Below are 16,823 nucleotides of genomic sequence, written 5' to 3' on the forward strand. Positions count from 1 at the left end.
GCCGGTCCGAACCCTACCGGGAGCGTCCGGAGCCGGGGTGACCGGCCGGCCGCCCCGGCCGGAAGACCGAGACGTGCCGGTCGCCGGTGATCCAGAAGCGCCACGGGTAGGTCGCCGGGTCCCCTCCGGGGCCGTTCACGCCCACCCGCGCTCCGGTCGATATCGGCACGGACCGGTCCCCGGCGCAGGGCCGGTGCAGTTGCAGCGGTGCGTCGGCGTCCGCACCCAGCCGGGACCCGTTGTGCGCCCCGGTCAGACCCAGGGCCACGGTCAGCCGTCCCGGCCCCCTGGCCAGGTCGACCGCGGACCGACACACCCCGGCCGCTCGCCGTCGCGCGAACGCGATCTCCTCCCCCTCGATCACCTCTCCGGCACGCAGCAGCACGGCCGAGGCGCGTCCGGGTGACCCGGTGACGATGTTGACGCAGTGGTGCAGCCCCATGTGGCGGTAGACGTAGAGGTGTCCCGCGGCGGCGAACATCACCTCGGTACGGGCGGTTCGTCCCCGGTAGGCATGCGAGCCGGGATCGGCCCCACCCTCGTAGGCCTCCACCTCGACCAACCGGACACTCACGGTGTCGGAACCGATCCGGCTGGTCAGCACCGATCCGAGCAGGCCCGGCGCCACCGACACCGCGGTGTCGGTCAGATCGGGCGTGCGATCGGGCCCACCGGGGTCTCTACTCATCGAGCCGGCCCCAGCCATCGAGGCGCAGGTTCGCGCGCTCGGCCGTACGCTCGCGCGCATAGAGCACCTGCTCATCGGCCATGAATGCGCGCCAGTGGCCCTCCGACTGCGGGCCGTCACGCTCCAGGCCCCGCCGCAGTCGCAGGTCATCGGGTGCCCTCACCCAGATCAGCAGACCCAGATGGGGCTGCACCACTGCCGAACCCGCTCCGCACCCCTCCAGGATCAGCACCGGGGTGCGTGGTACGTCCACCCACTCGGCGAACTCGCCGCGGTGCCAGTCATAGCGCTGGTAGCGCCCCTGCTCCCCAGCGGCCATCGGCACCAGGATCTGCTCGTGCAGACGGGTGGAGACCTCCAGGAGGCCGGACCAGCCCTCGTACAGATCATCCATGTGCACCACGTGTGCGCCGGTCCGTCGGCTGAGCCGGGTGGCCAGGGTGGTCTTGCCCGAGCCTGCCGGCCCGTCGATGCACACCAGCGTGAGCGCATCCTCGCCAGGGCCCAACCGCGCCGGGGCATGGCGGATCCTGGAGGTGATCACCTCCAGGGCGGCATCGGTGGCACTCACGGGGACGGTGCGGGCTCCCGTGCCGTGAACGTCCGGCGCCACCGGGCCGACTCGGCCCGGGCCTGGCCGAGCTGCTCAGCCACTCGCACCGGCGCGGTGCCCCCCACGGCGTCGCGGGAGGCCAGCGATCCGGCCACGGTGAGGACCTCGCGCACCTGCGGGGTCAGATGGGGCGAGATCCCGGCGAGATCGGCGTCGGAGAGTTCGTCCAACTCGATTCCGCGCTGCTCGCACACCCGCACGCAGGAGCCGGCGATCTCGTGTGCGGAGCGGAACGGCACACCCTCACGCACCAGCCATTCGGCGATGTCGGTGGCCAGCGAGAACCCGGCCGGGGCCAGTTCGGCCATCCGCTCGGTGTGGAAGGTCAGGGTGGCCACCATGCCGGAGACCGCCGGCAGCACCAGCGCCAGGGTGTCCACGGCGTCGAATACCGGTTCCTTGTCCTCCTGCAGATCCCTGTTATAGGCCAGCGGCATCCCTTTGAGGGTGGCCAGCAGCCCGGTCAGGTCCCCGATCAGGCGCCCGGCCTTGCCCCGGGCCAGTTCGGCCACGTCCGGGTTCTTCTTCTGCGGCATGATCGAGGACCCGGTGGAGTAGGAGTCGTGCAGGGTGATGAAGGAGAACTCCTTCGTCGCCCACACGATCACGTCCTCGGCAAGGCGGGACAGGTCCACCGCGATCATCGCGGCGACGAAGGAGAACTCCGCCACCACGTCCCGTGCCGCGGTGCCGTCGATGGAGTTGGTCACCGGTGCGTCGAACCCCAGTTCGGCCGCGACCTCGGCCGGATCCAGTCCGAGGGAGGACCCGGCCAGGGCGCCGGAGCCGTACGGGGACGTCGCCGCGCGGACGTCCCAGTCCACCAGCCGCTGCACATCGCGCAGCAGCGGCCAGGCGTGCGCGAGCAGGTGGTGGGCCAGCAGCACCGGCTGGGCGTGCTGCAGGTGGGTGCGCCCGGGCATCGGGGCCTGTGGGTGGGCACCGGCCTGGTCGCACAGGGCATCGACCACGTCGAGCACAGCAGCGGCGATCGAGGCACCCTGCTCGCGAAGGTACATCCGGATCAGGGTGGCGACCTGGTCGTTCCGGGACCGGCCGGCGCGCAGCTTGCCCCCCAGTTCGGGTCCGGCCCGCTCGATCAGCAGCCGTTCCAGCGCGGTGTGCACGTCCTCGTCCTCGGGATCGGGCTGCACCCGGCCCGCGGCCACGTCCTCGGCGAGACCGTTCAGTACCTGCAGCATCGCGGTGAATTCATCGGCGGTGAGTAGCCCGGCTCCGTGCAGCACCCGGGCGTGGGCCCGGGACCCGGCCAGGTCGTGCAGCGCCAGGCGCCAGTCGAAGTGGGTGGACACGCTCAGGGCGGCCAGGGCGTCGGCCGGCGCGCCGGTGAACCGTCCGCCCCACAGGGCCGCACCGCCGCCGGCCATCAGTCCGTCCCCGCTTCCATGGCCGCGGCGTCCAGCGCGTCCTGCTCGGAGTCCGCGGCCTCGGGGTTGGCGACGATCCGCTCGGCTCCACCTCCGGGCAGGGCACCGAACAGCGTGCCGTGCTCCACCAGCACCTGGCCCTGGTCCACCGGCTGCTGGGCGTACATCTCCAACTTGGCCCGGGAGTCGGCGATGTCCAGGTTGCGCATGGTGAGTTGCCCGATCCGGTCGGTGGGCCCGAAGGCCGCGCCCTCGGTGCGCTCCATCGAGAGCTTCTCGGGGTGGTAGGACAGGTTCGCCCCGGTGGTGTCCAGGATCGTGTAGTCCTCCCCCCGGCGCAGCCGCAGCGTGACCGTGCCGGTGACGACCGAACCGATCCACCGCTGGATCGACTCCCGGATCATCAGCGCCTGCGGGTCCAGCCAACGACCCTGGTAGAGCAGGCTGCCGAGCCGGCGGCCCTGATCGCGGTAGGTGGCGATGGTGTCCTCGTTGTGGATGGCGGCGACCAACCGCTCGTAAGCGATGTGCAGCAGCGCCATGCCCGGGGCCTCGTAGATGCCACGGGACTTGGCCTCGATGATGCGGTTCTCGATCTGGTCCGACATGCCCAGCCCGTGCCGCCCGCCGACGGTGTTGGCCTCGTGCACCAGCGCCACCGGATCGTCGAACACGCGCCCGTCGATAGCCACCGGCCGGCCCTCGGCGAACTCCACCGTGACGTCCTCGGTGGCGATGTCCACCTCGGGATCCCAGAACCGCACGCCCATGATCGGCTGCACCGTCTCCAGGGAGACGTCCAGGTGCTCCAGGGTCTTGGCCTCGTGGGTGGCGCCCCAGATGTTGGCGTCGGTGGAGTAGGCCTTCTCCGCGCTGTCCCGGTAGGGCAGGTCACGCTCGGTGAGCCACTGGCTCATCTCCGTGCGGCCCCCGAGTTCCGCGACGAAGTGCGGGTCCAGCCACGGCTTGTAGATCCGCAGATTCGGGTTGGCGAGCAGCCCGTAGCGGTAGAAGCGCTCGATGTCGTTGCCCTTGAAGGTGGAGCCGTCACCCCAGATGTCCACGCCGTCGGCCTGCATGGCCCGGACCAGCAGGGTGCCGGTCACCGCCCGGCCCAGCGGGGTGGTGTTGAAGTAGGCCCGCCCGGCGCTGGTGATGTGGAACGCGCCGCAGGCCAGTGCCGCCAGCCCCTCCTCCACCAGGGGGGCGCGGCAGTCGAGGGCGCGGGCCAGTTCGGCGCCGTAGACCTTGGCCCGGCCCGGAATCCCGGAGATGTCGGTCTCGTCGTACTGGCCGATGTCGGCGGTGTAGGTGTAGGGCACCGCACCGGCCTCGCGCATCCAGGCCACCGCCACCGAGGTGTCCAGACCGCCGGAGAAGGCGATCCCAACCCGTTCGCCGACGGGCAGTTGTGTCAGTACCTTGCTCACTGGTTCTCCTTCTCGGGGTGGGTGGTGTCGCCATCGGCGAGGGCGAGGAAGCGTTCCGCCACGGCCGCCGCAGCGCCGGGTTCGGTGTCGGTGACGATCAACAAGATCGTGTCATCCCCGGCGATGGTGCCCAGCACCTGCGGGAGCAGGGACTGGTCGATCGCCGAGGCGAGGAACTGGGCTGCCCCGGGCGGTGTGCGCAGCACCACCAGGTTGCCCGAGGAATCGGCCCCGATCAGCAGATCGGTACACAGCCGTGCCAGCCGGGCCGAGAGGTCCTCGGCGCTGGCCGTGGGGGCCACGCCGACCGCGTGACCCTCCGGCGGCAGTGCGTAGTGCGCCACGCCGTCGGTACCGCGCACCTTGTGGGCCCGCAACTCTTCCAGGTCCCTGGACAGGGTGGCCTGGGTGACGTTGACGCCCTCGGCTTCAAGGTTCTGCAGCAGTTCGCTCTGGGAGCGCACCTGGGTGGCGGAGATGATCCGCCGGACCAGGGCGTGCCGGGCCGCCTTGGTGGTCGGGATCATGCCTCCCCCACCAGGAACTCAAGCACCGCCTTCTGCACGTGCAGGCGGTTCTCTGCTTCCTGCCACACCACCGAGGCCTCCGATTCCAGCACGTCGGCGGTGATCTCCTTGCCGCGATAGGCGGGCAGGCAGTGCAGCACGATGGCCGACGACGAAGCCGCGGCGAGCAGGTCGGCGTTGAGTTGGTAGGGGCGGAAGGGTGCCTCCCGCTGGTCCGCCTGATCCTCCTGGCCCATCGAGACCCAGGTGTCGGTGGCGACCGCATCGACGCCCCGGACCGCCGCCACCGGATCGGTGTGCACGGACACCGACCCGCCGGTGCCCCGGGCGATCTGCTCCGCTCGCGCCAGGATTCGTGCCTCGGGCTGGAAGGCTGGTGGGGTGCCGATCCGGATGTCCATCCCGGCCACGGCTCCGGCGAGCAGGTAGGTGTGGGCCATATTGTTCGACCCGTCGCCGACATAGGCCAGCGAGCGTCCGGCCAGGGCCGGCCGATCGGCAGCGAGGCCGCCGGTGTGCTCGGCCACCGTGACCAGGTCGGCCAAGCCCTGGCAGGGGTGCAGTTGGTCGGTGAGTGCGTTGATCACCGGTACCTGGGCCAGTTCCGCCATCTCCTCCAGGTCGGCCTGGGCGAAGGTGCGCCAGACGATGGCGCGCACCTGGCGACCGATCACACGGGCCACGTCGGCCACCGATTCGCGCCGGCCGATCCCGGCCAAGCGCCCGTCCAGGACCAGGGGGTACCCGCCCATCTCGGCGATGCCGGTGGCGAAGGAGACCTGGGTGCGCAGGGTGGGCTTGTCGAAGATGACCGCGACGGACTCGGGCCCGGCCAGGGCGGTGGAGGCGAACCGGTCTGCCTTGAGTTCCAGGGCGCGGCTGAGCACCCGGTGCTGTTCGGCACTGGTGAGGTCGTCGTCGGTGCGGAAGTGGCGGGTCATCTCTGCTCCACGTGGTCCAGGATGGCGGGCAGGGCCCGGGTGAAGTCGGCGGCCTGGTCGGCGCGCAGGATCAATGGCGGCGCCAACCGGATGGCAGCCGGTCCCACGGCGTTGACGATGAAGCCGTGCTCCAGCGCGGCGGCGGCCACCGCCGGGGCCACCGGCTCGTTCAGTTCGAGCGCGATGAGCAGTCCCTCACCGCGCACCTGGGCGATCATCGGGTGGCCCAATCCGGCCAGAGCGGCTCGCCAGGCGTGCCCGAGTGCGGCGACGTGGGCGAGAAGTCCGTCCCGCTCGATCACCCCGATCGTGGCCAGCGCGGCGGCCGCCGCCACCGGATTGCCGCCGAAGGTGGTGCCGTGCTGGCCGGGGGCGAAGATACCTCCCGCCGCCCCCACGCCCACGAGTGCGCCGATCGGGAAGCCCCCGGCGAGGCCCTTGGCCAGGGTGATCACGTCCGGCGTGACGCCGCCGCCCAGGTGGTCGTGGTGGTGGGCCAGCCAGCGGCCGGTGCGCCCCATCCCGCTCTGGATCTCATCGAGGATCAGCAGCGCCCCGTGCGCACGGCTGAGGGTGCGCGCCAGCGCCAGGTACCCGGACGGGAGCGGGCGCACACCGGCCTCGCCCTGCACCGGTTCGAGGACCACCGCGGCGACCTTGTCGCCGTCGGTGGCGAAGGCCTGCGCCAGCGCGTCGGTGTCACCGAAGGGCAGGTGTTCCACGCCGTCGGGTAGTGGTCCGAAGGGGTCGCGGTAGGCGGCCTTGTGGGTCAGGGCCAGTGCCCCCATGCTGCGTCCGTGGAAGGCACCTTCCAGGGCCAGCACCCGCGGACGCCCCGGTCCGCCGTGCAGCCGGGCGAGTTTGAAGGCGCCCTCGATCGCCTCGGTGCCGGAGTTGGTGAAGAACACCCGCGAGCCCTCAGGCACCTGCCCCGGCAGGGCCACGTCCAGGAGACGCTCGGCCAGGGCCACCTGGGTGGGGGTGGTGAAGAAGTTCGAGACATGTCCCAGCGTGCCCAGTTGAGCGCTGATCGCCCCGGTCAGGGTGGGATGGGCGTGCCCGAGTGCGTTCACCGCAATACCGGCGAGCAGGTCCAGGTAGCGGGTGCCGTCGGCGTCCCAGACGTAGGCGCCCTCCCCGCGCACCAGGACCCGTTGCGGGACACCGAAGGCGTTCATCAGGGCACCGGCGTAGCGGCGCTGCCACACCTGCGCCGGCGCCGTACCGGGATCGGTGAGTTCACTCATGGTCGCCCCTCCACAGGCTCATCGGGCAGCACCATCGTGCCCACTCCCTCGTCGGTGAAGATCTCCAGCAGCAGCGAGTGGGCCCGGCGACCATCGATCACGTGCGCCTGGGGAACTCCGCCACGGACCGCGCGCAGGCAGGCCTCCATCTTGGGCACCATGCCCGAGGCGAGCGTGGGCAGCAACGCGGCCAACCCGTCGGCGCGGACCTGGCTGATCAGTGAGCCGGCGTCCGGCCAGTTCGCATACAGGCCCTCCACGTCGGTGAGCACCACGAGTTTGTCCGCCCCCAGGGCCACCGCCAGGGCCGCGGCTGCGGTGTCGGCGTTGACGTTGAGCACCGCGGCCGAATCGTCCACGTCGGGGGCGATGGTGGAAACCACCGGGATCCGGCCGGCGGCGAGCAGGTCCTGGACGGCCCGGGGGTTCACGTCCACCACGTCACCGACCATCCCGACGTCGATGTTCTCGCCGTTCTCCACCGCGTGGCGTCGTTTCGCCCGGAACAGCCCGGCATCCTCCCCGGACAGGCCCACCGCCAGCGGGATCGTCGGTGTTCAGCGCAGAGACCAGGGTGCGCTGGACCTGGCCGGTCAGCACCATCCGCACCACCTCCATCGTCTCCGGGGTGGTCACGCGCAGGCCGCCGCGGAACTCCGAGGAGATCGCCAACCGGTCCAGCATCGCCGAGATCTGGGGTCCGCCGCCGTGCACCACCACGGGCTGCAGGCCGGCGTAGCGGAAGAACCGCACGTCCTCGGCGAAGGCCCGCTCGAGCCGGGCGTCCACCATGGCGTTGCCGCCGAACTTGATCACCACCACCGCCCCGGCGAAGCGTTCCAGCCAGGGCAGGGCCTGCACCAGGACCGCGGCCTTGAGGTCGGGGTCCAGATCGTCGGGAGTCGTGTCGGCGCTCATGTGGAGTAGGCGCTGTTCTCGTGGATGTAGGCGTGGGACAGGTCATTGGTCCAGACGGTGGCTCCGGCGGCACCGGCGTGCAGTTCGATCTGGATGTGCACCTCGCGGCCGGCCAGGTCCACCTCGGAGCGGTCCTGCGCGGCGACGCCGTCGCGGCACACCCACACCCCGTTGATGGCCACGTCGATGCGGTCGGCCTCGAAGGCGGCCACCTCCGGCGGCACGGTGCCCACCTGGGCGAGGATACGGCCCCAGTTCGGGTCCTGACCGAACATGGCGGTCTTGACCAGGTTCGAGCGGGTGACCGCGCGGGCTACGGCCTCGGCGGCACCCTCGGAGCCGGCGCCGTTGACCTGCACCGCGATCTCCTTGGTGGCCCCTTCGGCGTCGCCGATCAGGGCCCGGGACAGGTCCGCGCAGGCCCGGGTCAGCGTGGCGGTGAACTCCTCGGCGTCGGCCTGCCGGCCGCTGGCCCCCGAGGCCATCAGCACCACGGTGTCGGAGGTGGACATGCACCCGTCGGAGTCGATCCGGTCCAGAGTGGTGGCGGTGGCGCGGGCCAGTGCCGTGCGCGCCGTCTCGGTGTCGATCACGGCGTCGGTGGTGAGGACGCAGAGCATCGTGGCCAGCGCGGGAGCGAGCATGCCCGCGCCCTTGGCCATCCCGCCGATGGTGTATCCCTCGCCGTCCACGGCCACCGACTTGGGCACGGTGTCGGTGGTCATGATCGCCTGCGCTGCGTCGTCGCCACCGGTGCCGCTGAGGTCGCCGGTGGCCGCGGTGACACCGTCGAGCAGGGTCTGGATCGGCAGGAGTTCCCCGATCAGGCCCGTGGAGGCGACCACCACGTCCTCGGGCTCAAGGCCCAGGTGGGTGGCGACGTGCTCGGCGGTGCTGCGGGTGTGCTCGCGCCCCTGTACCGGGGTGCAGGCGTTGGCGCCGCCGGAGTTGAGCACCACCGCGCTGATCACGCCGTCGGCCACCACCTCGCGAGACCACTGCACCGGCCAACCGGTCACCCGGTTGCGGGTGAACACCGCCGCTCCCACCTGGTGCGGCCCGTCGTTGACCACCAGGGCCACGTCCTTGCCCTGCGCCTTGAGCCCGGCGTGCACGCCGGCGGCCCGGACCCCCTGCCGGGGTGGTGATTGTCATGGCGCAACTCCCGTCGTCGGCAGGCCCAGCGTCTCGGGCAGGCCCAGGGCCAGGTTCATCGACTGCAGCGCCGCTCCGGCGGTGCCCTTGACCAGGTTGTCCAGGGCACAGATGGCCACCACCCGGCCGGCCCGGGCATCGTAGGTGAGTTGCACCTGGGCGAGGTTGGCACCCACCGTGGCCGCCGTCGTCGGCCATTGGTCCTGCGGCAGCAGTTGTACGAACGGTTCGTCGTCGGTGGCCTGCGCCCAGGCGGGGCGCAGTGCCGCGGGGTCGGCCCCGGCGGCAAGGGGCACGCTCATCGTGGCCAGGATTCCCCGGGCCATCGGGACCAGGGTGGGCGTGAAACTCAGGCCGACCTGGCCGGCACCGGCGGTGTGCAGGTTCTGTTCGATCTCCGGGATGTGCCGGTGCACCCCGCCGACGGCGTAGGGCTGGGCCGAGCCCAGGGCCTGCGCAGCGAGCAGGTGCGGCGCCAGGGCCTTGCCCGCGCCGGAGTAGCCGTTGGCCAGCACGGCGACCACGTCGGCGGTGTCGATCAGGCCTGCGGCCACCCCCGGTTGCAGACCCAGGGTGACGGCCGTGACATTGCAGCCGGGTACCGCGATCCGGCGCTGCCCGGACAGCAGGTCGCGCTGGTGCGAGGCGTGCTCGTGCCCGGCCAGGATCAGTTCCGGCATGCCGTACGTCCAGGTGCCGACGTGGGCGGTGCCGTAGAAGGCCTCCCACGCGAGGCCATCGCTCAGGCGATGGTCGGCACCGCAGTCCAACACCAGGACGTCCTCGTCCAGATCCGCCGCCAGCGGCCCCGAAGCACCGTGCGGCAGCGCCAGGATCACCACGTCGTGGCCGGCCAGTACCGCAGCGGTGGTGGGCTGCAGTACCCGATCGGCGAGTTCTGGCAGGTGGGGGTGGTGCCGCCCGAGCGGATCCCCAGCACTGCTCTGGGCGGTCAGGGCACCGATCCGCACCTGCGGGTGGGCAAGCAGCAGGCGCAGCAGTTCCCCGCCGGCGTATCCCGAGGCACCTGCCACGGCGACTGATACAGACATTTGCATAACTATACACGCACGTGGCTACGTCCGGGTCACCTGCTCCGCACGATGCGGGACAATGGTGCCCATGACCGACGCCGCCGAGCTGACCGAGGACCCCGCCGACCCCGCCCAGGGTCCGGTGCGCACCCTGCTACAGGGACAGGACGTAGCCGACTTCGGGCCCGTCACTCCGATGGCCCGCCGCGGCAACGTGCGCCGGATCACCGAAATAGGCGAGGACGTGCTGCACCGGCGCTGCCGCAGCATCACCGACTTCGGCACCGACGGCCTCGCCGCCCTGATCGACGACATGTTCACTACGATGCTCGTCGCCGAGGGTGTGGGCCTGGCCGCCAATCAGATCGGCGTGGACGCCCAGCTCTTCGTCTACGACCTCACCGATGCCGACGGCGTGCGGCACGTGGGACACCTGATCAACCCAGCGATCGAGGTCATCTCCCCCGATGAGACCGAGGAGATGACCGAGGGATGCCTGTCCGTCCCCGGCCCGGGGGCGGACCTGTACCGGCCCTACCACGTGCGCGTGCGCGGGGTGGATCAACACGGCGAGCCGCTGACTCATGAGGCCACCGGCTACCTGGCCCGCTGCTTCCTGCACGAGACCGGTCACCTGCACGGACAGATCTACACCGACCTGCTCGCCAAGCGGGTGCGCAAACGGGTCCTGGCCGAGATGGCCGACCTGCGCGAGGAGGTGTTCACCCGGCGCACCGAGGTTGCCCTCCTGCTGGACAAGGAGCCCGCCCGGTATCCCGAACGGAGCGCGCTGGAGGACGGCAGGTAATAGATTGGCCTCATGCAGGTCATCGAAGCGAAAGAACCAGGCGGCCCCGACGTCCTCCAGCTCCAGGAGCGCCCCGAGCCCACCCCGGCTCGCGGTGAGGTGGTGGTGGATGTGGCCGCTGCCGGGGTCAACTTCTACGACACCTACGTCCGCTCCGGGGTGTACTCGGCCGACTTCCCGCTCGTACTCGGCAACGAGGGCGCCGGTGAGGTGATCGCGGTCGGCGACGACGTCACCCACATCGCCGTGGGTGACCGGGTGGCCTGGGCCGGCAGCGGCGGAGGCTCCTATGCCAAGTTCCTGGCGATCGCGGCCACCAAGGTGGTCCCGGTGCCGGACAACGTCGACCTGCGCACGGCGGCCGCGGTCCCCCTGCAGGGGATGACCGCGCACATGCTCGTCGAGGGTGCCTTCAATGTCCAACCCGGCCACGATGTGCTGCTCACCGCCGGCGCGGGTGGGGTGGGGCTGCTGCTCACCCAACTGGCGGTGGCCCGCGGAGCGCGCGTGATCACCACGGTGTCCACCGAGGAGAAGGAACGCATGTCCCGGGCCGCCGGTGCGGCCGACGTGATCCGGTACGACGCCTTCACCGACATGACCACCGAACTGTCCCAGGCGGTGCGCGACCTCACCGAAGGGCGCGGCGTGGATGTGGCCTACGACGGCGTGGGCAAGGACACCTTCGACGCCTCCCTGGCCAGCGTCCGGATGCGGGGCATGCTGGTGCTCTTCGGGGGAGCCTCCGGACAGGTGCCACCGTTCGACCTGCAGCGCCTGAACAGCGCCGGCTCACTGTTCGTCACCCGGCCCACGCTGTTCCACTACATCGCCGAGACCGACGAACTGCGCTACCGGGCCCGGGCGGTCTTCGCCGCCGTGGCCGAGGGCAGCCTCGACGTGCACATCGGTGCGCAGTTCCCGTTGGCCGAAGCCGCGCGCGCCCACCGGGCGCTGGAGGGCCGGGAGACCACCGGAAAGGTGCTGCTGCTCCCCTGACGACACACAGGGCCCCAGATCTCGAACCGGTCAGGCCACCGATGCCCGATCCGCCTGCACGGCGACGCGGCGCGCCCAGGCCTCGATCGTGTCCCGATCGCGTTCATCCTTGCCGTGCGAGCCCATGAACCCGGCCAGCGCCCGTTCGGCCGGGCCGAGTTGGCCGGGATCCACCCGCCCTCCGAAGATCGGGTACTGGCCCCCGAAGTAGGGCGGTTGCTGTGGTTGGGCGTACCGGTCCTGCAGCGGGCTGGCGGTGACGTTCTTCATCCCGGAGGCGAACACCCACACCGGCTTCGGCGCGAACTCACTCTCCAGACGGCGGGCGAACTGACGGGCGTGGGTCAGGATCCGGCCGATGTAGACCGCCGAACCGAGCACCACCGCGTCGTAGTCGGCCAATTCCTCCACCTGCTCCACCGACGACAACGTGACGGAGTGTCCGGTGTCGGCGAGGGCATCGCGGATCCAGCCTGCGAGTTCATGGGTGGCGCCATAGGTGGAGGCCACCGCGACCAAGATCTTCATACCTCCAGAGTGCCCCGCCGACCAGGCGTCTTCCAGGGACCTTGGTCCTCGGGCCCCTCCTCGCAGGCCCCTGGTGCTCAGGTCCGCAGCCGGGCTCCGTGCCGCTTGGCCGCCAGATCCACCACCGCCTCGCGTACGGCCGCGGCATCGGCGGCGGTCAGCGTCCGGTCCGGGGCTCGCAGCCGCAGCGCGAAGGCCAGGGACACCTGCTCGGCGCCGACGGACTCACCGGTGTATCGGTCGAACAGGTGCACCGCCTCGGCCAGGTCCCCGGCCGCCTCCTCGACCGTGGCCAGCACCTGGGCCGCCGGGACATCGGCCGGGACCACCAGCGCGATGTCCTCCTTGGCTGCCGGGTAGGTCGAGAGCGGAGCGAACTGCACCGGCTCCCGCGGTGCCACGCTCAGCATCGCGTCCAGGTCCACCTCGAAGGCCACGGTCCGCTCGGGCAGCCCCAGGGCGCTGACCACCTTGGGGGCCAGTTCACCTGCGTGGCCGAGCACCCGGCCGTCCTCGGCGCGCACCACCGCGCAACGCCCCGGGTGGAACGGCGCGGTGGTGGTCTCGGCCTCGATGCGCACCGGCACCCGGAGGACGTCCGCGATCCGGATCACCGCGGTGATGGCGTCGGTGTGGTCCGCCCGCCGCGCCGCGGTGTACACACCGGGCGGTTCGGCGTTGCCGGTCAGCACCCCGGCGACGTGGCGGGGCTGGTCCGGCACGGCCGCCTCGATCGCCGCCAGGTCCCGCGGTCCGGGCAGTACGCCCAGCGGCGGGAGCGGGCTGGCTTCGCGGGTGCCGGTGCCGACCGTGACCATGCCGACCTCGAAGATGCCCAGATCCGTCAATCCCCGGCCCACGTTGCGTACCGCGGCATCCACGAGCGTGTGCAGCAAGGTGGGGCGCAGGTAGGGCTGGTTGTCCGCCAGCGGGTTGGCCAGGCGCACCCGGAGCCGGCGCTCGTCGTCCTCGGCCAGGCCCAGTTCGTCATCGCGGGAGCCGGCCACGAACGGGTAGGTGAGCACCTCCACCAGGCCGATGTCGGCCAACACCTGGGCCACCCGGCGCCGGCGGCGCTGATCGGTGGTCAGCCCGCGTCCGGGCCGGGCCTGCTGCGGCAGCACCGAGGGAACCTGGTCATACCCGCGCAGCCGGACCGCTTCCTCCACCAGGTCCGCCGCGGCGACCAGATCCGGGCGCCACGTCGGTGGAGTCACCACGAGGTGGCGCTCCTCGCCCTCATCCACCCGGGCTCCGAGTTCGGTGAGGGTCTCGACCACCTGCGTGGTGGTGTAGTCGACCCCGACCAGGCGGGCCGGCTCGGCGGCGTCCAACCGGATCGGCGCCGGCGGCGCCGTGCGGTCCAGGTCGGTGACCGCCGGGTCGGCACGTCCGCCGGCGTGGCGCACCAGCAGGTCCACCACCATCTGGGCGGCGACCGGCGGCAGAGCCGGGTCCACCCCGCGCTCGAACCGCTTGGCGGCCTCGGAAGGCAGCCGGTGGCGGCGTGCGGTCCGCGCGACGCTGACCGCATCGAAGTGGGCGGCTTCGATCAGCACGTCGGTGGTGTCCTGGCTGACCTCGGTCGCGGCACCGCCCATCACACCCAGGCCGAGGATGCGCTCACCGTGGCCACCGGCGGAATCGGTGATCAGCAGATCTTCCGTGGCCAGGTCGCGTCGGACGTCGTCCAGGGTGACCAGGTGCTCGCCGGAGCGGGCCCGGCGCACCACGATCGGGGCGATGAGACTGTCCAGGTCGTAGGCGTGGATCGGCTGGCCGACGTCGAGCATCACGTAGTTGGTCACGTCCACGACCACCGAGATCGGGCGCATCCCGGCCTGGCGCAATCGGCGCGCCATCCACGGCGGGGTGGGCGCATCCGGGTCCACGCCGCGGACGATCCGGGTGGCGAAGCGGTCGCAGCCCGCCCGGCCGTGGATCGGTGCCTCGTCCTTGACCGCCACCTCGAATCCGTCCGGGGTCGGCTCCGGCGGGGCCTGGGCGAGCACCGGGTCGGTGAACTCCGCCCCGGTGGAGTGTCCGTACTCGCGAGCGATGCCGCGCACGCTGAAGCAGTACCCCCGGTCCGGGGTCACGTTGATCTCCAGTACGTCCTCGTCCAGGCCGAGCAGGCCGCGCGCATCAGTGCCGGGGGCGGGTGCGCCCTCGTCCAGCACGATGATTCCTGCCTCTGCCTCGGGCCCCTCGCCCACACCCAGCTCAGCCGCCGAGCAGATCATCCCGTCCGAGACGTGCCCGTAGGTCTTGCGGGCCGAGATGGCGAAGTCTCCGGGCAGCACCGCCCCGGGCAGGGCGACCACCACGGCGTCGCCGACGTCGAAGTTGTGCGCGCCGCACACGATGCCGCGACCCTGCTGCCCGGGCGGGTTGTGCTCACCCACATCCACCTGGGTCCATGAGATGGTCCTGCCGTTGGAGTGCTCCTCCTTGACCAGCTGCGCCACGCGTCCCACCACCAGCGGTCCGGTGATGTCGGGGGTGTGGATCTCCTCCTCCTCCAGGCCCACCCGGACCAGGTCGGCGGCCAGGTCGGCGGCACCGGTGCCGGCGGGCACCGTCACGTGCTCGCGCAGCCACTGCGCGGTGATGTAGGGCATCAGCGGTCTCCCTGCAGCGAGAAGCGGATATCGCCTTCGACCATGTCGTGCATGTCATCGATGCCGTGGCGCAGCATCAGGGTGCGTTCCAGGCCCATGCCGAAGGCGAAGCCGGAGTAGACGTCCGGGTCCACGCCGCAGGCACGCAGCACGTTGGGGTGCACCATGCCGCAGCCACCCCACTCGATCCAGCCGGGCCCGCCCTTCTTCTGCGGGAACCACAGGTCCATCTCCGCACTGGGTTCGGTGAACGGGAAGAAGCTGGGCCGGATCCGGGTGCGCGCATCCGGGCCGAACATCGCTCGGGCGAACTGGTCCAGCACCCCGCGCAGGTTCGCCATCGTCAAACCCTTGTCCACCGCCAGTCCCTCCACCTGGTGGAAGACCGGTGTGTGCGTGGCGTCGAGCTCGTCGGTGCGGAACACCTTGCCGGGGCAGGCCACGTACACCGGCACGCCGCGGGAGAGCATCGTGCGCGCCTGCACCGGGGAGGTGTGCGTGCGCAGCACCAGGTGCTCGTTCTGACCTGGGGTGTCATCGGCGACGAAGAAGGTGTCCTGCATCTGCCGGGCAGGGTGGTCCGGGCCGAAGTTCAGGGCGTCGAAGTTGAACCACTCGTGCTCCACCTCCGGGCCCTCGGCGATGTCCCAGCCCATGGAGACGAAGAAGTCGCCGACCTCCTCACCGAGCACCTCCAGGGGGTGGCGTGCGCCCAGGACGTGCCGGTCCACCGGAATGGTGACGTCGACCGCCTCGGTGCGCAGCACCTGCGCGTCCCGCTCGGCGGTGAGCACCTCCTGACGCTGCGCGATCACCTTGTTCACCTCGCCACGGGCCTGGCCCATCATGCGCCCGGCGGTGGCCTTCTGGGACTTCTCCAGGGAGCCGATCGCGCGGTTGGCCAGGGCCAGCGGGCTGGCGTCGCCGGTGTGCGCGAGGCGGGCCGCCTTGAGCTCATCGAGGTTGCCGGCCGCGGCTACCGCGTCCCTGGCGCGGGCAACGGCAGCACTAATGGCCTCTGCATCCAGAGGTGAGAGCGGGGTGGACACGACGAACGTTCTCCAAATCGTCACTGCAGGGTGGTCTGGGGTTGCCCGCCCGGGGCGTGACTGCGTCGCTCAGCGACCGCGCGCCGGCCCGGAGACGGGCCGGCTAAATCGGCGCGGGAGCATATCCATGGCCCCATCATGGCACAGTCGCGCGCGCCCGCGGCCGGAAGGTGCGTCACACTGGAGCGTGCCGACCTCCTCTGCCTACCCAGCCTCCTCCGGCACCACCGACCCCGCCGCCGGGTACGAGGGTTTCATCGGCTGGGTGCTGTCCCTGATGGAGTCGATCGGGGAAGTCGGGGTGGGCCTGGCGGTGCTGATCGAGACCTTCTTCCCCCCGATCCCCTCCGAGGCGGTGCTGCCCGGGGCGGGTTTCCTGGCCTACGAGGGCCGGATGAGTGCATGGGGAGCCTTCATTGCGGCCACACTCGCCTCGGTGCTGGGGGCATGGTTCTGGTACGGCATCGGGGCCGCGCTGGGTCCGGACCGCACCCGGTCGGTGGTGCGCCGCATCCCGCTGCTGGATACCGGCGACGTGGACCGTGCGGCGGCCTTCTTCGCCCGGTGGGGAGCGATCGCCGTACTGACCGGTCGGTGCGTGCCGTTGGTGCGCAGTTTCATCTCGATCCCGGCCGGTCTGGTGCGGATGAACCTCGGCGCCTTCACCGTCTACACCACGATCGGCTCGGGGCTGTGGAACGCAATCTGGATCGGTCTGGGTTTCGGCTTCGGCCCGGCCATCCAACCGGCACTACAACGCTGGAGCGGAGCGTTGTCCACCCTCACCCTGGTGGCGATCGGGCTCGCGCTGCTGGTGTTCGTGCTGCACCGGCTCCAACGCAGCCGGCGCCGGCGGCGCGAGGAGCCCTGAGGGCCG

General features: G+C 71.2%; 15 protein-coding genes and 1 pseudogene. 3 read left to right on the top strand and 13 right to left on the bottom strand.

Annotation, left to right across the window (positions count from 1 at the left end; translation table 11 throughout):
• Positions 1–13: 13 nt before the first annotated feature.
• From ACRRRO_RS20085 to argC, 10 genes and pseudogenes are all read right to left on the bottom strand, one after another.
• On the bottom strand, positions 14–688 hold the full coding sequence (locus ACRRRO_RS20085; RefSeq protein WP_424797140.1) for a DNA-3-methyladenine glycosylase: 675 nt from the start codon (positions 686–688) through the stop codon (positions 14–16).
• Positions 681–1,259: an AAA family ATPase gene (locus tag ACRRRO_RS20090; protein ID WP_424797141.1), complete on the bottom strand. Its 579-nt coding sequence runs from the start codon at positions 1,257–1,259 to the stop codon at positions 681–683. The genes ACRRRO_RS20085 and ACRRRO_RS20090 overlap by 8 nt, the downstream gene beginning before the upstream one ends.
• The gene (gene argH / locus ACRRRO_RS20095) at positions 1,256–2,689 is read right to left on the bottom strand and encodes an argininosuccinate lyase (protein ID WP_424797142.1); all 1,434 of its coding nucleotides are present in this window, start codon (positions 2,687–2,689) and stop codon (positions 1,256–1,258) included. The genes ACRRRO_RS20090 and argH overlap by 4 nt, the downstream gene beginning before the upstream one ends.
• Positions 2,689–4,119, bottom strand: a complete 1,431-nt coding sequence (gene argG / locus ACRRRO_RS20100; protein ID WP_424797143.1) for an argininosuccinate synthase — start codon at positions 4,117–4,119, stop codon at positions 2,689–2,691. The genes argH and argG overlap by 1 nt, the downstream gene beginning before the upstream one ends.
• Positions 4,116–4,646: an arginine repressor gene (argR, locus tag ACRRRO_RS20105; protein ID WP_424797144.1), complete on the bottom strand. Its 531-nt coding sequence runs from the start codon at positions 4,644–4,646 to the stop codon at positions 4,116–4,118. Before argR ends, argG begins: the two co-directional genes overlap by 4 nt.
• Positions 4,643–5,587 carry an ornithine carbamoyltransferase gene (argF, locus tag ACRRRO_RS20110; protein ID WP_424797145.1) on the bottom strand — a complete coding sequence of 315 codons (945 nt, stop codon included), beginning with the start codon at positions 5,585–5,587 and terminating at the stop codon, positions 4,643–4,645. Before argF ends, argR begins: the two co-directional genes overlap by 4 nt.
• Positions 5,584–6,834 (bottom strand): acetylornithine transaminase, encoded by a 1,251-nt coding sequence (locus ACRRRO_RS20115; protein WP_424797146.1) that lies wholly within the window; start codon positions 6,832–6,834, stop codon positions 5,584–5,586. The genes argF and ACRRRO_RS20115 overlap by 4 nt, the downstream gene beginning before the upstream one ends.
• Positions 6,831–7,752: pseudogene (gene argB / locus ACRRRO_RS20120) on the bottom strand (acetylglutamate kinase). Before argB ends, ACRRRO_RS20115 begins: the two are co-directional and overlap by 4 nt.
• The gene (argJ, locus tag ACRRRO_RS20125) at positions 7,749–8,867 is read right to left on the bottom strand and encodes a bifunctional glutamate N-acetyltransferase/amino-acid acetyltransferase ArgJ (RefSeq protein ID WP_434080750.1); all 1,119 of its coding nucleotides are present in this window, start codon (positions 8,865–8,867) and stop codon (positions 7,749–7,751) included. The pseudogene argB and the gene argJ overlap by 4 nt, the downstream one beginning before the upstream one ends.
• A 36-nt stretch (positions 8,868–8,903) precedes the next feature.
• Entirely contained in the window at positions 8,904–9,965 is a 1,062-nt protein-coding gene (gene argC / locus ACRRRO_RS20130) for an N-acetyl-gamma-glutamyl-phosphate reductase (protein ID WP_424797149.1), read from the bottom strand.
• Between the two features lie 64 nt (positions 9,966–10,029).
• Between argC and def the strand changes: the two genes are divergently transcribed.
• Positions 10,030–10,749 carry a peptide deformylase gene (gene def / locus ACRRRO_RS20135; RefSeq protein ID WP_424797150.1) on the top strand — a complete coding sequence of 240 codons (720 nt, stop codon included), beginning with the start codon at positions 10,030–10,032 and terminating at the stop codon, positions 10,747–10,749.
• Positions 10,750–10,761: 12 nt separating this feature from the next.
• Positions 10,762–11,748, top strand: coding sequence for a quinone oxidoreductase family protein (locus tag ACRRRO_RS20140; RefSeq protein WP_424797151.1), 987 nt, complete (start codon positions 10,762–10,764; stop codon positions 11,746–11,748).
• A gap of 30 nt (positions 11,749–11,778) precedes the next feature.
• On the opposite strand, the gene ACRRRO_RS20145 is transcribed toward ACRRRO_RS20140, so the two are convergent.
• The 3 genes from ACRRRO_RS20145 to pheS form a co-directional block, all read right to left on the bottom strand.
• Positions 11,779–12,276, bottom strand: a complete 498-nt coding sequence (locus ACRRRO_RS20145; RefSeq protein ID WP_424797152.1) for a flavodoxin domain-containing protein — start codon at positions 12,274–12,276, stop codon at positions 11,779–11,781.
• A 77-nt stretch (positions 12,277–12,353) separates the two neighbouring features.
• On the bottom strand, positions 12,354–14,897 hold the full coding sequence (gene pheT / locus ACRRRO_RS20150; RefSeq protein WP_434080751.1) for a phenylalanine--tRNA ligase subunit beta: 2,544 nt from the start codon (positions 14,895–14,897) through the stop codon (positions 12,354–12,356).
• A complete protein-coding gene (pheS, locus tag ACRRRO_RS20155) occupies positions 14,897–15,946 on the bottom strand; it encodes a phenylalanine--tRNA ligase subunit alpha (protein WP_434080752.1) in 1,050 nt (349 codons plus the stop codon). Before pheS ends, pheT begins: the two co-directional genes overlap by 1 nt.
• A gap of 187 nt (positions 15,947–16,133) precedes the next feature.
• Here pheS and ACRRRO_RS20160 point away from each other — a divergent pair, with 187 nt between their 5' ends.
• Complete coding sequence (locus ACRRRO_RS20160; protein ID WP_424797155.1) at positions 16,134–16,817, top strand: DedA family protein; 684 nt, start codon at positions 16,134–16,136, stop codon at positions 16,815–16,817.
• Positions 16,818–16,823 lie beyond the last annotated feature (6 nt).

Source organism: Sanguibacter sp. Z1732, from assembly GCF_051020515.1.
Lineage (GTDB): Bacteria > Actinomycetota > Actinomycetes > Actinomycetales > Beutenbergiaceae > CALKWS01.